Origin of the sequence: Jejubacter calystegiae, from assembly GCF_005671395.1 — a bacterium.
Lineage (GTDB): Bacteria > Pseudomonadota > Gammaproteobacteria > Enterobacterales > Enterobacteriaceae > Jejubacter > Jejubacter calystegiae.
In genome coordinates, this window is record NZ_CP040428.1 from 570,360 (window position 1) to 586,280 (window position 15,921).

12 protein-coding genes and 1 pseudogene are annotated in these 15,921 nt (G+C 56.6%); 5 read left to right on the forward strand and 8 right to left on the reverse strand.

Translation table 11 applies throughout. The features are described from left to right. Nucleotides 1-30: 30 nt before the first annotated feature. Nucleotides 31-483, reverse strand: a complete 453-nt coding sequence (locus FEM41_RS02600; RefSeq protein WP_138094164.1) for a NanQ anomerase/TabA/YiaL family protein — start codon at nt 481-483, stop codon at nt 31-33. A 364-nt stretch (nt 484-847) separates the two neighbouring features. Between FEM41_RS02600 and pyrB the strand changes: the two genes are divergently transcribed. From pyrB to ridA, 3 genes are all read left to right on the forward strand, one after another. Then, complete coding sequence (gene pyrB, locus FEM41_RS02605; RefSeq protein WP_138094166.1) at nt 848-1,780, forward strand: aspartate carbamoyltransferase; 933 nt, start codon at nt 848-850, stop codon at nt 1,778-1,780. 16 nt (nt 1,781-1,796) lie between these two features. Then, the gene (gene pyrI / locus FEM41_RS02610) at nt 1,797-2,258 is read left to right on the forward strand and encodes an aspartate carbamoyltransferase regulatory subunit (protein WP_138094168.1); all 462 of its coding nucleotides are present in this window, start codon (nt 1,797-1,799) and stop codon (nt 2,256-2,258) included. A 79-nt stretch (nt 2,259-2,337) separates the two neighbouring features. Next, complete coding sequence (ridA, locus tag FEM41_RS02615) at nt 2,338-2,724, forward strand: 2-iminobutanoate/2-iminopropanoate deaminase (RefSeq protein WP_138094170.1); 387 nt, start codon at nt 2,338-2,340, stop codon at nt 2,722-2,724. 41 nt (nt 2,725-2,765) lie between these two features. Here ridA and FEM41_RS02620 read toward each other — a convergent pair whose 3' ends face one another. The 3 genes and pseudogenes from FEM41_RS02620 to FEM41_RS02630 all read right to left on the reverse strand — a co-directional run bounded on the left by FEM41_RS02620 (nt 2,766) and on the right by FEM41_RS02630 (nt 8,419). Next, nucleotides 2,766-5,171: a beta-N-acetylhexosaminidase gene (locus FEM41_RS02620; protein WP_138094172.1), complete on the reverse strand. Its 2,406-nt coding sequence runs from the start codon at nt 5,169-5,171 to the stop codon at nt 2,766-2,768. A gap of 114 nt (nt 5,172-5,285) precedes the next feature. Next, nucleotides 5,286-7,865: pseudogene (gene mgtA / locus FEM41_RS02625) on the reverse strand (magnesium-translocating P-type ATPase); the annotation flags it as partial. A 245-nt stretch (nt 7,866-8,110) separates the two neighbouring features. Then, complete coding sequence (locus FEM41_RS02630; protein WP_138094176.1) at nt 8,111-8,419, reverse strand: hypothetical protein; 309 nt, start codon at nt 8,417-8,419, stop codon at nt 8,111-8,113. A gap of 183 nt (nt 8,420-8,602) precedes the next feature. Here FEM41_RS02630 and nrdD point away from each other — a divergent pair, with 183 nt between their 5' ends. Together nrdD and nrdG are read left to right on the forward strand one after the other, a co-directional pair. Further along, nucleotides 8,603-10,738: an anaerobic ribonucleoside-triphosphate reductase gene (gene nrdD / locus FEM41_RS02635; RefSeq protein WP_138094178.1), complete on the forward strand. Its 2,136-nt coding sequence runs from the start codon at nt 8,603-8,605 to the stop codon at nt 10,736-10,738. Nucleotides 10,739-10,740: 2 nt separating this feature from the next. Next, complete coding sequence (gene nrdG, locus FEM41_RS02640; protein ID WP_138094180.1) at nt 10,741-11,205, forward strand: anaerobic ribonucleoside-triphosphate reductase-activating protein; 465 nt, start codon at nt 10,741-10,743, stop codon at nt 11,203-11,205. Between the two features lie 195 nt (nt 11,206-11,400). Here the strand turns inward: nrdG and mtr are convergent, their stop codons facing one another. The 4 genes from mtr to nlpI form a co-directional block, all read right to left on the reverse strand. Then, nucleotides 11,401-12,645: a tryptophan permease gene (gene mtr / locus FEM41_RS02645; protein WP_138094182.1), complete on the reverse strand. Its 1,245-nt coding sequence runs from the start codon at nt 12,643-12,645 to the stop codon at nt 11,401-11,403. Nucleotides 12,646-12,805: 160 nt separating this feature from the next. Next, nucleotides 12,806-14,662, reverse strand: coding sequence for a DEAD/DEAH family ATP-dependent RNA helicase (locus tag FEM41_RS02650; protein WP_138094184.1), 1,857 nt, complete (start codon nt 14,660-14,662; stop codon nt 12,806-12,808). Continuing rightward, nucleotides 14,655-14,735, reverse strand: a complete 81-nt coding sequence (yrbN, locus tag FEM41_RS25135; protein ID WP_138099092.1) for a protein YrbN — start codon at nt 14,733-14,735, stop codon at nt 14,655-14,657. Before yrbN ends, FEM41_RS02650 begins: the two co-directional genes overlap by 8 nt. Before the next feature lie 218 nt (nt 14,736-14,953). Further along, nucleotides 14,954-15,841, reverse strand: coding sequence for a lipoprotein NlpI (nlpI, locus tag FEM41_RS02660; RefSeq protein ID WP_138094186.1), 888 nt, complete (start codon nt 15,839-15,841; stop codon nt 14,954-14,956). Nucleotides 15,842-15,921 lie beyond the last annotated feature (80 nt).

The following is a 15,921-nucleotide window of genomic DNA, read 5'->3' on the forward strand; positions in this document are numbered from 1 at the left end:
TCCCGCGGCGGCGGGAGGGGAAGCAAGGCGTTATTCCACCAGCATCTTCACCACCACCTTACGCACACGCGCCGGCTCGCCCACCGCGCACAGCGGCTTATGCACCTCTCCTGGCCAGAACACCACAAAATCCCCCTCTTCCAGTATCACCATTTTTTCCTGGCTACCTTCGGGAAGGAAGGCGATATCTTTGACCGCCAGCCAGTCAACCTCCGGTTTACCTGCGGGCTGGCTGCTGAACACCATGCCTTCACGTCCGTGAAAGAGGATCTGGATATCCAGATAGCGCTGATGAAACTCTGCCCGACGCGCCTCTCTTTTTTCGGTCATATCTTCAGAAACCAAAAAGAACAGCCGATCGCCGTCGATATCGTGTCGGCCGGTGGGCGTCTGGTCAGTCACCCGCTGCCTGATTTCATCAATCGCCTGGCGCAGCGGCGCTGGCAGCCAGGGCATCGGAGTATCAATATTGCCAACAATCATTTGCCATTTCCTTTTTCAAAACAACGTTTCATATTTCACGTTATACACCCGGCGATACTGCCATACTACCAATAGCCCCATAAAATATGCGCCAGCTCACCTCTGCAGGCGCAATCGATTACTGGCGCAAAAAATGTGCTTATTTTCCTTGATACGTCGAAAAACACGGGTATAATTTCGGGCGTTTTGCCGGGAGGAAATATGGTTCAGCTAACTGAGCATCGTGATTTACACCAGCGCCTGACTGCAGGCGTGGCGCACGCTTTTTTTCTTCCGCATCATTTACCGATTATCAAAAAGCCCCTCGTTTGAGGGGCTTTTTTTTGCCCGATACGCGCCGGGGCGTCGAAAACAGGAGAGAACGATGGCTAATCCGCTCTATCAGAAACATATTATTTCCATCAACGACCTCAGCCGCGAGGAGCTGGAGCTGGTGCTGGACACCGCCGCAAGCCTGAAGGCTCACCCACAGCCGGAACTGCTGAAGCATAAAATGATCGCCAGTTGCTTCTTTGAAGCCTCCACCCGTACCCGCCTCTCCTTTGAAACCGCCATTCAGCGCCTGGGCGCATCGGTCGTTGGCTTTTCCGACAGTAGCAACACCTCGCTGGGAAAGAAGGGAGAGACCCTGGCCGATACCATTTCGGTTATCAGCACCTATGTCGACGCCATTGTGATGCGTCACCCCCAGGAGGGCGCCGCGCGTCTGGCCACCGAGTTTTCCGGGGCGGTACCCGTGCTGAACGCCGGTGACGGCGCTAACCAGCATCCGACCCAGACGCTGCTGGATCTGTTTACCATCCGTGAAACCCAGGGTCGGCTGGAGAACCTGAATATCGCCATGGTGGGCGATCTGAAATACGGGCGCACCGTGCACTCTCTGGCCCAGGCGCTGGCGAAATTCAACGGTAACCGTTTCTACTTTATTGCGCCGGATGCCCTGGCGATGCCGCAGTACATCCTCGATATGCTCGACGAGAAAGGCATTACCTGGAGCCTGCACGGCAGCATTGATGAAGTGATGGCTCAGACGGATATTCTGTATATGACCCGGGTACAGAAAGAGAGACTGGATCCGTCAGAATACGCCAGTGTGAAGGCGCAGTTTGTTCTACGCGCCGCCGATCTGGAAGGCGCTCGCGCCAATATGAAGGTACTGCACCCGCTGCCCAGAGTGGACGAAATCACCACCGATGTCGACCGCACGCCCCATGCCTGGTATTTCCAGCAGGCCGGGAACGGCATCTATGCGCGCCAGGCGCTGCTGGCGCTGGTACTGACTCAGGATTTGGCTTAAGTAAAGGGGAAGCAAAATGACACAGGATAATAAACTGCAGGTTGAGGCGATTAAGCGCGGCACGGTGATCGATCATATTCCGGCCCGGGTGGGCTTTCGCCTGCTGACGCTGTTCCGTCTGACCGAAACCGACCAGCGTATTACCATTGGCCTGAACCTTCCCTCCGGCGAGCTGGGTCGCAAGGATCTGATTAAAATTGAGAATACTTTTCTGACCGATGAGCAGGTGAATCAGCTCGCCATCTATGCCCCTCAGGCCACCGTTAACCGTATCGACAATTATGAGGTGGTGGGTAAGAGCCGTCCGGCGCTGCCGGAGCGGATTGAAAACGTGCTGGTGTGCCCGAACAGCAACTGCATCAGCCGCAATGAACCGGTCGCCACCAGCTTTACGGTGAAAAAGCGCCAACAGGATATTGCACTGAAATGCAAATACTGTGAGAAAGAGTTCTCACACCAGGTGGTTCTGGCCGGGTAAGGTGATGGAAATAAAAGCAAGGCTCCCTATAATGGGGGAGCCTTATGCTAATAACGAACGACTTTTTCAGGAGAGGACTATGTCTCGCGCAATCAGTACGGAAAATGCACCGGCCGCTATCGGCCCCTATGTTCAGGGCGTTGACCTGGGCAGCATGATCATTACCTCCGGTCAGATCCCTGTAGATCCAAAAACCGGCGGCGTATCAGAAGATGTAGCAGCACAAACCCGCCAGTCGCTGGAAAATGTCAAAGCGGTGGTCGAAGCTTCCGGTCTGAAAGCGAGTGATATTGTGAAAACCACGGTTTTCGTGAAGGATCTGAACGACTTCGCCATCGTTAACGCCGCTTACGAGGCCTTCTTCACTGAAAATGATGCGCCGTTCCCGGCGCGCTCCTGCGTGGAAGTGGCGCGTCTGCCGAAAGACGTGAAGATCGAGATCGAAGCTATCGCGTTACGCCGCTAATCGGCGCATGCCGCAGCCAGACGGCTGCGGCCTTCCATCCGTTATTGATTCAGTTCCACGCCAGCACGCAACAGTTTTTCCAGCGGATATACCGCCGCAATCACCAGTTCATCACGCACCCGGGCGGCTTCATCCAGTTGACTCTGCCACAGGGCCCGCTCTGCAGCACTGATACGCTCCCGTTTTTCTATCCGTTCGATCATTTTCAGCCCCAATGCCGCCAGATGCGCCACATCCTCCGCGACCGGTTTAATCGCCCGTAACTGATAGCTTCCTTCCAGCAATGGCAGGAGATCCTGATAGTTATCCTGCCAGCGGATAAAGAGACGGCGCAGCGCCTGAGCGCTCTCTTTATCCCGGGGATTGGCGATCAGCGCATCCACCCAGCCCTGCACCTGTCGCGTTGTCATACTCTCTGGCCCCAGCGCATCCGCCAGTCGATTAAGCGGCTCGAACTGGTGGTAGTTTCCGGCCTGGAATTTCAGATGGTTGCGGGTATAGTACTGGGCGGGCTCCAGCGCCTGAGCCAGAATCTGCAATGGCAAAATATCGGCAGTGCCCGCCAGGCGCATCATCTGACGCTGAGACTGGTCATGCTGCTGCAATCCCACAGAGATGGTCGACCAGGCGTCCGTCTGCGCCAGCCGGCGGTACATATTGTCCACATCGTTAACGTCACGGGCAGACCACAGCCGCTCGGCAACCGAAAAAGCCCGCGGCCAGAGTTTGATATCCATCACCGGCGCTATCACGTTTTCGGCCCAGAGAGCGGCTTCGCCACCGAGAATATTAGCCATTTGCTCCTGTTCAGGAACCACCGGCGCCCTCCCTTCGGGTATATCCTCCAGACGTTTACCGCTGGCCGGATAGCGCGTATTCCCCACCAGGAAATATCCGCTCAGCACATTTTCCCGCAGCGTCAGTACCGGACGCGTTTCGCCCATCCAGGTATCAACGCTAAAGCTCACCTGTCCGTCACCGGGCCAGGTGATATCACGCACGGCACGCCGTGACTTCCCCTTGAAGTCAATAAAACCCCGCCACGTGCGATTTTCGGCATCGGCAATCAGTGTGAAGCTACCTTCCACCGCACTCCCCTTCAGCCGAGGCATGGTAAAGGACCAGCTTTGCGCCCTGTCCCCTTTCCGGGGCTTATCGATATCATTAAGACCCTGGGGCAGAACTTCATTACGGTAGTGATAGGCGGTGGCGTGAGGCTGGTCGAGGTAAAAGCCGGTGGACAAAATGCCCTGATAGCCCGCTCTGGCAATACTACCCAGCGCATCCTGCCCCTGCCAGGACTGAATCAGGCTCCGCTTAGGCAGAGAGGGATGAAAAATCTCGTCCCAGCCCACCATGCGCCGCTGATGTTTTGCCAGAATGGTCTCCAGCCGCTGGTTAAACCAGGTATGCAGCGCGTGACTGTCGGCCAACTGGTGCTGACGCATAAAATTCTGGATATCGGGGTTGTTGCGCCACTGGGTATCATCCACCTCATCGCCGCCAATATGCAGATAGCTGTCCGGGAAGATATCGGCCAGCTCCCCGACCAGGGTATCGATGAACCGGTACGTCTCCTCTTTTGTAGGATCCAGCACCGGCTTTAACACACCCCATTCGCGCTCCATCGCATAAGGCCCTGGCGCACTCATCAGTTCGGGATAGGCCACGGCAATGGCCGAGGCATGTCCGGGAACATCAAACTCGGGCACGACGCGGATTCCCCGTTCAGTGGCATAGCGCACCACTTCCCGCATTTGCGCCTGGGTATAAAACTGACCATCGCTCGCCAGCTGCTGAAGCTTAGGATAGTGGGTAGAGGCGAAACGCCAGCCCTGATCGTCGGTCAAATGCCAGTGAAACACGTTAAGCTTCGCCGCCGCCATACCGTCGAGCTGGCGCAGAATAGTGCTGACCGGCATAAAATGACGGGCAGAATCGATTAGCAGTCCGCGCCAGGGAAAGCGCGGCCTGTCTTCGATTTCTATCCAGGGGATAGCCACTCGCTCCGCTCCCGGACGGATCAACTGCAGCAGCGTCTCCATACCGCGCAGCGCACCAAAGCGCGTGGCGGCATTGAGCTTCACCCCTTCGGCAGTGATACTCAGGTGATAGCTTTCATCGCTGTCCAACCGGGGTTGGGGGTCCAGTCGTTGGGCGATGGTAACCGTTATGGTCGGGGGCCGGTGGCTGCCGGACTGAGGCTTTAGCTCCCAGCCAGTCTGTAAGGCAATACGCTGGCGCCAGCGCTCGACAGCGCCTTCCAGATCGTCGCCCCGTATCGCTATCGATACTTCATTATCCAGCGTCAGATAACCGGCCTGCGCTGAAAGTTCCACCTTCTGCGGCCAGGGCATCAGAGGCAGATCACCAGCTGGCGCGGCCTGGCCGCAAAAACTCAATGAGAGCGCTCCGGCCAGTACGGCATAACGCACTGATTTTAGCATCAAAGATTCCTTCTTTATGATGTCAAATGGTCAACGCATCTGGTATCACGAGAAGAAGATTTGAGCAAACCGGGTAACGGGACGCCGTTCACACATCGCCACAATTAAGGCTTACTACCAACCATAACGTCGGCTATAGAATCCTTTCACCGCCTGAGTCAGCGCCATATAGCCAGCCAGAATCGCCGCCAGCCACGGGAAGTAGCTTAACGGCAGAGCCTGAAGATGCAGGCATTCGGCCCAGGGCGAAAAAGGCAGCAGGATCCCCAGCGCCATCACCACCAGAGTCATCACTATCAGCGGCCAGGCGGCGCGGCTTTGCAGGAATGGCAGGCGCCGGGTGCGAATCATATGGACGATCAGCGTCTGGGACAGCAGACCGACCACAAACCATCCTGACTGGAACAGAGTCTGGGCCTCCGGTACCCTGGCCTGGAATACCCACCACATCAGGCAGAAGGTCAGGATGTCGAAGATGGAACTGATCGGGCCGAAAAACAGCATAAAGCGCCCAATCTGCGCCGGCTCCCAACGCTGGGGCCGAGCCACCTGCTCCTCATCCACGTTATCAAACGGAATCGCCACCTGTGACATATCGTAAAGGAGGTTCTGAATCAGCAGATGCAGCGGTAGCATCGGCAGGAAAGGCAAAAAGGCGCTGGCCACCAGCACGCTAAAGACGTTGCCGAAGTTGGAGCTGGCGGTCATTCTGATGTACTTAAGCATGTTGGCAAAGGTGCGGCGCCCTTCGCGTACCCCTTGTTCCAGCACCATCAGGCTCTTTTCCAGCAGAATAATATCCGCCGCCTCACGGGCGATATCCACCGCGCTATCGACCGAGATACCAATATCTGCCGCGCGCAGCGCCGGAGCGTCGTTAATACCATCGCCCATAAAGCCCACGACGTGCCCCTGTTCGCGTAGCAGACAGACCACACGCGACTTCTGCAGCGGCGTCAGGCGGGCGAACAGCACGCACTCCCGCGCCCTGGCGGCCAGGGTGGCATCGTCCATCTCCTCAATCTGGCTACCGGTGAGGGCTTCGCCTGGCGCCAGCCCGACCTCATGGCAGACTTTCGCCGCCACCAGTTCGCTGTCACCGGTCAGCACTTTAATCGCCACGCCGCCCGCCTGTAGCGCCCGCAGCGCAGGCGCCGTGCTCTCTTTCGGCGGATCGAGGAAGGTCAGAAAACCTTCCAGGATCAAATCCGACTCATCCCTTTGTCCATACTCGCTGTCGCGCATCGGCAGCGGCTTACTGGCAACCGCCACCACCCGTAGCCCTTCACGATTGAGCCGCTCCGCTGTCTGGCGAATCCTGGCGCGTAGTGCGCTATCCATCCTGATAACGTCGCTCCCCTGACGTATCCGGGTCGAGACATTCAGCATCTCTTCCAGCGCGCCTTTACAGATCAGCCAGTGGCTATCCACCGTCTGGCTCACCACCACCGTCATCCGACGTCGGCTGAAGTCGAAGGGCACCTCATCCACTTTGCGCCAGCGGGCTGCGATCTCCTCCCCCTGAACCTGCGCCATTTTTTCTTTTATCGCCTCATCCAGCGGGCTGTTCAGACCGGTCTGGTAATGGCTGTTAAGCCACGCCATCTCCAGTACCTGCTGGCTTGTTTGGCCATCGAGATTCATGTATCCCTCAAGCCGGATACGGTCCCGGGTCAGGGTGCCGGTCTTATCGGTACACAGAAGGTCCATCGCGCCGAAATTCTGAATGGCGTCCAGCCGCTTGACGATCACCTTCTGACGCGACAGTTTCATAGCGCCCCTCGCCAGCGTGGAAGTGACGATCATCGGCAGCATTTCCGGCGTCAGTCCTACGGCCACCGAAAGCGCAAACAGCGCGGCGTCCCACCAGTCACCTTTGGTAAACCCGTTGATCAGCAGTACGATCGGCGCCATCACCAGCATAAAGCGGATCAGCAGCAGGCTGACCCGGCTGATGCCCTGACGAAACGCATTAGGCTCAGGATCCTTCCCCAGCGTCTGACGGGCAAGTTGCCCGAACCAAGTGTTCTCTCCGGTGGCCACCACTAAAGCCAGGCCGCTGCCGCTGGCCACGCTGGTGCCCATAAAGCACAGGTTGCTGCTTTCTAACGGACTGCCGGTGGAATCACAGGGCTGAGCCGATTTCTCTACCGGCAGCGATTCGCCGGTCAGCGTCGCCTGCGAAACAAACAGCGCCCGACCGTTCAACAGGCGAAGATCGGCAGGAACAATATCGCCCGCAGCCAGCTTGACGATGTCGCCCGGCACCAGATCTTCAACCGGAATGGTCACGTAGCCGCTTTCGCCCCGCTGGTTCAGGGTGCGCAGTACAGTCGCATTACTACTGACCATGGCCTTCAGGACCTGCGCTGCCCGGGAAGAGCGCAGCTCCTGAATCGCGTTTAACAGCGTAGAGATAAACACCATCAGCGCAATAATTACCGTGGCGGAAAGATCGTCCGTAGCCCAGGAGATCGCCGCCAGTGCCGTCAGCAGCAGGTTGAAGGGGTTGACGTAGCTACGAACCAGATAGCGCCACCATGGCGTGGAACACTCCGACGCCACCTGATTCAGACCGTGGCGCACTCTGGCTTTCACTACCTCTCCGGGGGTCAGCCCTTCCGGATGGCTGGCGAAATGGCGCATCAGGGCAGCCTCATCCATACGGGCATAGTGCAGGCAGGCGCGAGCCAGTTCGGCATCGCTCCCGGCTCTGGCGCGCTTTTCCCGGTTCAGTAAGCCACGCGCAGCAGTAAAAGGGGAAGAAAGTAAAGTAAACAGCATAAGCGTCCCTCCGGCGCTTCTTGCGAGGCGCCGCAATCCCTACGGATACGACAAGGCCGTCCCGTCAGGGCAATAAATCAACGAGCAGGCAGGGACACAACGCGTGTCGCTGCCTTCCGCTTCCGGAAGGCAGCCATCAAAAGAAGAGAACTGACTTACCGGAAGAAATTACACAACTGGGGATAAGGATCGGGGTCCATAACGCCTCCGGTAACGGCAGAAAGAAGAAAGGGCGACACTATGCCGCCGATAATCGGGATAAATCCTAATGTCCGGTCACTAAACCGCACGTCAACCAACACGGCCGCAGAATGACTTAAATCTGAACGGGCAATCGATTTATTAGAAAACACCCTCTTTGTTCCAGGCCGCGTCATTTCAGGAGCGGGAATTTTACTTTGATCTGAGTCAACAACAGCGCAAACATCTTTAGTGAAAACACCATATATAGGCAATAAAATCACAACCAACCCCAACATGTTGTAGTTGGTGCATATTGACTGATACCACACCCGGCCCGGAAACAGGCGCCGGGCTGTGGATAATGCCGGGCGGGTATTGCGAAAAGCCTCTAATTAACAAGCCGCAAAGGATGTACTGCCCAACGGTCAACGCTGTGGATAACCTGTTTTTAAAATGGAGAGATCATGACACCGCATGTGATGAAACGGGATGGGTGCAAAGTACCTTTCACTTCAGCGCGTATTCAAGAAGCGATTATACGCGCCGCCGTCGCCGCGGGGGTCGATGACGCAGACTATTGCGCCACCGTCGCGGAGACTGTTAGCAACCTGATGCAGGATCGCAGTCAGGTCGATATCAACGAGATTCAGACCGCGGTGGAAAACCAGCTGATGTCCGGTCCGTACAAACAGCTGGCCCGCGCCTATATCGAATACCGCCATGACCGCGATGTTGCCCGTGAAAAACGCGGCCAGCTCAATCAGGAGATCCGGGGGCTGGTCGAACAGACCAACGCCTCACTGCTGAACGAAAACGCCAATAAAGACAGTAAAGTGATCCCCACCCAGCGCGACCTGCTGGCGGGTATCGTTGCCAAACACTACGCCAAACAGCATCTGCTGCCGCGCGATGTGGTGCGCGCTCACGAGCGCGGAGAGATCCATTACCACGATCTCGACTACTCCCCCTTCTTCCCGATGTTCAACTGTATGCTGATCGATCTGAAAGGCATGCTGACCCGCGGTTTTAAGATGGGCAATGCGGAGATCGAACCACCGAAATCTATCTCTACCGCGACGGCGGTCACTGCCCAGATCATCGCCCAGGTAGCCAGTCATATTTATGGCGGTACCACCATTAACCGTATCGACGAAGTGCTGGCACCTTTCGTCACTGCCAGCTTTGACAAGCACCGTAAAACCGCCGACGAATGGCAGATTCCGGATGCCGAAGGTTATGCCCGCGCCCGCACCGAAAAAGAGTGCTACGACGCCTTCCAGTCGCTGGAATATGAGGTGAACACCCTGCATACCGCCAACGGCCAGACGCCGTTCGTGACCTTCGGTTTTGGTCTGGGTACCAGTTGGGAATCGCGTCTGATCCAGACCTCTATCCTGCGTAACCGCATCGCCGGCCTGGGCAAGAACCGCAAAACCGCGGTCTTCCCGAAGCTGGTGTTCGCCATCCGCGATGGCCTGAATCACCAGTTTGGCGATCCCAACTACGACATTAAGCAGCTGGCCCTGGAGTGCGCCAGCAAGCGCATGTATCCGGATATCCTGAACTACGACCAGGTGGTGAAAGTCACTGGCTCCTTTAAGACCCCGATGGGCTGCCGCAGCTTCCTGGGGGTGTATGAAGAAAACGGCGAACAGATTCACGATGGCCGTAACAACCTGGGCGTCATCAGCCTCAACCTGCCGCGTATCGCGCTGGAAGCTAAAGGTGATGAGGCGCGTTTCCATGCGCTGCTCGACGAACGCCTGTTGCTTGCGAAAAAAGCGCTGATGACCCGTATCGCACGCCTGGAAGGGGTTAAGGCCCGGGTTGCGCCAATCCTCTATATGGAAGGTGCCTGCGGCGTACGCCTGAAAGCGGACGATGACGTCGCAGAGATCTTTAAAAACGGTCGCGCTTCTATCTCGCTGGGTTATATCGGCATCCACGAAACCATTAACGCGCTATACGGCAATCAGCACGTTTATGACAGCGAAACGCTGCGCGCTAAAGCGCTCGACGTTGTTCAGCGCCTGCGCCAGGCTGTAGACAGTTGGAAAGAGGAAACCGGGTACGGCTTCAGCCTCTACAGCACCCCGAGCGAAAACCTGTGCGATCGCTTCTGTCGTCTGGATACCGCTGAATTCGGCGTAGTACCGGGCGTAACCGATAAGGGCTACTACACCAACAGCTTCCACCTGGACGTGGAGAAGAAGGTGAATCCTTACGATAAGCTGGACTTCGAAGCGCCCTACCCGCCCGTCGCCAGCGGCGGTTTCATCTGCTACGGCGAATATCCCAACCTGCAGCATAACCTGAAAGCGCTGGAAGATGTCTGGGATTACAGCTACCAGCACGTGCCCTATTACGGCACCAACACGCCGATCGATGAATGTTACGAATGCGGCTTCACCGGCGAGTTCGACTGCACCAGTAAAGGCTTTACCTGCCCGAAATGCGGTAACCATGACGCCAGCCGGGTTTCAGTTACCCGCAGGGTCTGCGGCTACCTGGGCAGCCCGGACGCGCGCCCGTTTAACGCCGGTAAACAGGAAGAGGTGAAACGCCGCGTTAAGCACCTGGGCAACGGCCAGTTGGGCTGAGGATGAACATACACCAGTATTACCCGGTCGATGTGGTTAACGGGCCGGGTACCCGCTGCACGCTGTTTGTGGCGGGTTGCGTTCATCAGTGCCCCGGTTGCTACAACAAAAGCACCTGGCGTCTGAACTCCGGCGTTGCCTTTACGCCAGAGATGGCGCAAAAAATCATTGATGACCTCAATGACACCCGGGTACGGCGCCAGGGACTATCGCTCTCTGGCGGCGATCCGCTCCATCCGCAAAATGTGCCCGATATTCTGAAACTGGTGCAGCGGGTTCGTCGCGAATGCCCCGGCAAAGACATCTGGGTCTGGACCGGCTACAAGCTGGATGAGCTGACCCCCCAGCAAATGGAGGTGGTGAGTCTGATTAACGTTCTGGTGGACGGTAAGTTCGTTCAGGACCTGAGAGATCCGGCGCTCATCTGGCGCGGCAGCAGCAATCAGGTGATTCACCATCTGCGCTGAATGGAAGGGACCCGAAGGTCCCTGAGACTAATGGCAAACCTGGGCCGAACGCGTTCGGCCAGAATCACCAGAAAAATAAACAAGGAAAATCAATTCATTGATTTTCGGCAGCTCAACCACAAAGAAGGAAAAACCACGTTTTTTCCCTCTTTGTCATCAACCTGAAGGGACCCGAAGGTCCCTTTTTTATGGCTGTTACTGAAACACCGGCAACAGATTAAAGCTGGAAAAAATATGCACCAGCGCGTTACCGACGCCAAATACCAGAATCAGCGCAATCATCGGCTTACCGCCCCATACCCGAAAGCGAGGACTGCCAAAGCGCTTGCGTGACGCCCGCGCCAGCAGCGCTGGTACGATAGCGGCCCAGATGGTCGCCGCCAGCCCGGCATAGCCGATAGCATACAGGAACCCGTTCGGCCACAGCAGGCCCCCCACCATCGGCGGCAGGAAGGTGATGAGCGCCGTCTTCAGACGACCCAGCGGTGAATCGTCGAAACCAAACAGATCCGCAAGGTAGTCAAACAGTCCCAGCGTTACGCCAAGGAAAGAGCTGGCCACCGCAAAGTTAGAGAAAATCACCAGCAGCAGATTGAGCGAACGGCTGTTCAGCACACCGCTCAGTGCCTGAACCAGCACATCGATATTACCGCCCTTCTGAGCAATGCCGATAAAGTCCTGGCGCGGAATATTGCCCATAGTGCCCAGAAGCCAGATAACGTACAGCCCCAGGGCAATCAGCGTCCCCCAGAGCAGACAGCGGATAATCAGCTTAGGCTCGCGGCCATAGTATTTCATCAGGCTGGGAACGTTACCGTGATAGCCGAAAGAGGCAAGACAGAACGGCAGCGTCATCAGCAGGTAGGGGGCATAGCGCGGGCTTTCTTCACTCAGGTTCAGAAGCGTGCCCGGCTCAACGTGACCCAGCAGGCTGCCGAAAGTCAGGAAGAAGGTGATCACCTTGGCCCCCAGCACAATCGCGGTCATCCGGCTGACCGCCCGGGTACTCAACCAGACGATAAAGGCCACCGCCAGTGCAAACAGCAGCCCCGCCATCCGTGCCGGAAAAACAACGCCCATCTCCCCCAGAGTATGGTGGATGATCGAGCCGCTGGCCGAGATATAGGCATAGGTCAGGATATAGAGCACAAAGGCAATGGACAGGCCATTCACCAGGTTCCAGCCACGGCCCAGCAGATCTTTGGTCAGGGTGTCGAAGCTGGCGCCCGGCGGGTAGTTCAGGTTGGCTTCCAGAATCATCAGCCCCGAATGCAGCATGCAGAACCAGGTGAATACCAGCGCCGCCAGCGACCAGAAAAACCAGGCACCAGACATCACTACAGGCAGAGAGAACATACCGGCACCAATAATGGTGCCCCCGATAATCATCACACCGCCCAGAATGGAGGGCGTCGGACGGGAAGTGGAGAGTGCGGTCATCTGATGCTATTCCTGTAAGGTAAATCGTGGCGGGCCATCTGCCTGCCGCTGCATTGTACCAGTACATGAGTACAAAAGGGATAAAAAAATCCCGATCGGGCAGATCGGGATTCGTTTATTTTACTTTACAGCGGGTAAAGCAGCATTTTCCGCTTAATTTTTATGCATCACCGAAGCGACGACGATTGCCGCTCTCTTCGCGACGACCGCGACCGCCTTCACGACGCTCACCGGAGAAGCGACCACCGCCTTCACGACGTTCGTTGTTAAAGCGACGACCTTCACCGCCACCGCGACGCTCGCCGTTGAAGTTACGACCACCGCCACCGCCACCGCCGCGACGTTCGCCGCGCGGCTGGGCATCGCCCAACAGCTGCATGTTCATCGGCTTGTTCAGAATGCGGGTACGGGTAAAGTGCGACAGCACATCGCCCGGCATCCCTTTCGGCAGCTCGATGGTTGAGTGGGAAGCAAACAGCTTGATGTTACCGATATAACGGCTGCTGATGTCACCTTCGTTGGCGATGGCGCCCACGATATGGCGAACTTCCACACCGTCATCACGGCCCACTTCAATGCGATAAAGCTCCATATCGCCAACGTCGCGACGTTCACGGCGCGGGCGCTCGCTGCGCTCGCCACCGCGGCGGTCGTCACGCTCACGGAATTCGCGCTTGGGACGACGCTCGACAACCGGATCCGGCGGCAGAATCAGCGGACGCTCACCCTGTGCCATTTTCAGCAGCGCGGCGGCCAGAGTTTCCATATCCAGCTCGTCTTCCGGCTGCAGCTTGCTCAGCAGTTCGCGATACTGATCCAGATCGCTGGCTTCCAGCTGCTGATGAACGCGACCGGCGAATTTCGCCAGACGGCGCTGGCCCAGCAGTTCTGCATTCGGCAGTTCCACTTCCGGGATGGTCAGCTTCATGGTGCGCTCGATGTTGCGCAGCAGGCGACGCTCGCGGTTTTCCACGAACAGCAGCGCGCGCCCTGCACGACCAGCACGACCGGTACGACCGATACGGTGTACATAAGATTCGGCATCCATCGGGATATCGTAGTTCACGACCAGGCTGATGCGATCCACATCCAGACCACGGGCAGCAACATCGGTGGCAATCAGGATATCCAGGCGGCCATCCTTCAGACGCTCCAGGGTCTGCTCACGCAGCGCCTGGTTCATGTCGCCGTTCAGCGCGGCGCTGTTGTAGCCGTTACGCTCCAGCGCTTCGGCCACTTCAAGAGTGGCATTTTTGGTACGCACGAAGATGATTGCAGCGTCGAAATCTTCCGCTTCCAGGAAACGAACCAGCGCTTCATTCTTACGCATTCCCCAGACGCTCCAGTAGCTCTGGCTGATGTCCGGACGAGTGTTAATGCTGGTCTGGATACGCACTTCCTGCGGATCCTTCATAAAGCGCTTAGTGATGCGGCGGATCGCTTCCGGCATGGTGGCGGAAAACAGCGCGGTCTGATGCCCTTCCGGGATCTGCGCCATGATGGTTTCCACATCTTCGATAAAGCCCATACGCAGCATTTCGTCGGCTTCATCCAGTACCAGCCCTTTCAGGTTGGAGAGATCCAGGGTACCGCGCTTCAGGTGGTCAAGCAGACGACCCGGGGTACCCACAACGATCTGCGGTCCCTGACGCAGGGCGCGCAGTTGCACGTCGTAACGCTGGCCGCCGTAAAGCGCCAGAACCTGTACGCCGCGCATGTGTTTAGAGAAATCATTACAGGCTTCAGCAACCTGCACCGCCAGTTCGCGGGTCGGCGCCAGCACCAGAAGCTGCGGAGCGCGCAGGTTTGCGTCAATGTTGTTCAGCAGCGGCAGGGAAAATGCCGCGGTCTTGCCACTACCGGTCTGGGCCATCCCCAGCACATCGCGACCTTCCAGCAGGTGCGGGATACAGGCAGCCTGGATCGGAGAAGGCTTCTCATAGCCCAGGTCGTTAAGTGCTTCAAGAATGGGGGCTTTCAGGCCCAGCTCGCTAAAAGTGGTTTCGATATCAGCCATGTAGTACAAGTGCCTCAGTATCAATGGCGGCCAGTCTACATAACTCATCTTGAAAATGGTCTGTAATTTTCATTGAAAAGTGTGAACCGGCTCAAATTGTATGGATTAACAAACAAAAACCCCCTCACCCGCTAAGATGATGACTTAAAAGGGATTTCACCCGTCACATTCGGGTTGCCGAACCAAAGGCCGTTCGCATTCGCCGGGTACTGACATTGTGTCAGTGACTCGGTAGTACGTTGCCTGCCTGCAACACGAATTCTTTAAGGTTAATGGGTTAATGTTCGTCAGCTATTGCTGGTCCGATTCTGCCAGGTCATCTTGCTCCTGGCCCAGGAGCGCTAATTCCAACAATGCATAACGGTGCTCAACGTAGTTGTGGACGTTGTTCGCGACCGTCAACTTGAACAGTGCACTGGCACTGCTCTTATCCCCCAGACTCAGGTAGTACTTACCTAAATAGAAGTTGGTTTCACTGAGATGCTCAGCGAGCGAGGTGTTATCCGTTGCGTCTGCCTTCAGTCTTTCCATCAGCGTCTTTTCGCTGATGCGACCAAGGTAGAATTCGACGATGTTCCATCCCCACTGCTCTTTATCCGCTTTGTCAAAGTGCTGCTTAAGCATCACTTTGGCCTGGTCTTCGTCTATCCTGCTTCCGGCAAGGTAGACCCAAAGACTACGGAAAGGATCATTGGGATCGTCTTGATAAAACGCCAGCAGATCATCTTGCGCTAGCCGGTAACGTCCACCGTAATAGAGGGCGATTCCCCGGTTCAAATGCGCGTAGTTATATGTTGGATCAAGCTCAAGTACAGAATCAAACGCTTCATAGGCGGCATCAAAATTGCCCGCCTGCGTTAAATAAATGCCCAGGTAATTAAATACCTCGGGCATATCCGGGCGGATCACCAGCGCTTGTGAAAAATCATTTCGCGCCAGAGCCCGCAAGCCGAGACTATCATACAATACTCCGCGCTCATATAAAAGCTGAGCGCGTTCATCATCGGTTAAAGCCCGACTGGCAAGAATCTGTTCCATGCGCGCCAGAATCACCTCCTGCTGGAGGGTCGGCTGTAGCGGCACGGCCAGTACTTCATTCTGACGCCAGGCAGTGCTACTGCTGCATCCTGCCAGCGCCAGAGCGGTCGCAACGAGACACCAGCGCAAAAAAGGCTTCATTTCCTACTCCCGAAGACACTATTGGATGAACGTCCTGTTCCCCGGCTGGAACGCAGAGCTTCCAGCTCTGCTTACCGGCA

Excerpts from the sequence above, each read along its gene's own strand:
- yrbN (WP_138099092.1), bottom strand. The coding sequence starts at position 14,735 with ATGAAAATTACAGACCATTTTCAAGATGAGTTATGTAGACTGGCCGCC.
- FEM41_RS02620 (WP_138094172.1), bottom strand. The coding sequence starts at position 5,171 with ATGCTAAAATCAGTGCGTTATGCCGTACTGGCCGGAGCGCTCTCATTG.
- nlpI (WP_138094186.1), bottom strand. The coding sequence starts at position 15,841 with ATGAAGCCTTTTTTGCGCTGGTGTCTCGTTGCGACCGCTCTGGCGCTG.
- FEM41_RS02650 (WP_138094184.1), bottom strand. The coding sequence starts at position 14,662 with ATGGCTGATATCGAAACCACTTTTAGCGAGCTGGGCCTGAAAGCCCCC.
- FEM41_RS02600 (WP_138094164.1), bottom strand. The coding sequence starts at position 483 with ATGATTGTTGGCAATATTGATACTCCGATGCCCTGGCTGCCAGCGCCG.
- pyrI (WP_138094168.1), top strand. The coding sequence starts at position 1,797 with ATGACACAGGATAATAAACTGCAGGTTGAGGCGATTAAGCGCGGCACG.
- nrdG (WP_138094180.1), top strand. The coding sequence starts at position 10,741 with ATGAACATACACCAGTATTACCCGGTCGATGTGGTTAACGGGCCGGGT.
- ridA (WP_138094170.1), top strand. The coding sequence starts at position 2,338 with ATGTCTCGCGCAATCAGTACGGAAAATGCACCGGCCGCTATCGGCCCC.
- nrdD (WP_138094178.1), top strand. The coding sequence starts at position 8,603 with ATGACACCGCATGTGATGAAACGGGATGGGTGCAAAGTACCTTTCACT.
- mtr (WP_138094182.1), bottom strand. The coding sequence starts at position 12,645 with ATGACCGCACTCTCCACTTCCCGTCCGACGCCCTCCATTCTGGGCGGT.
- pyrB (WP_138094166.1), top strand. The coding sequence starts at position 848 with ATGGCTAATCCGCTCTATCAGAAACATATTATTTCCATCAACGACCTC.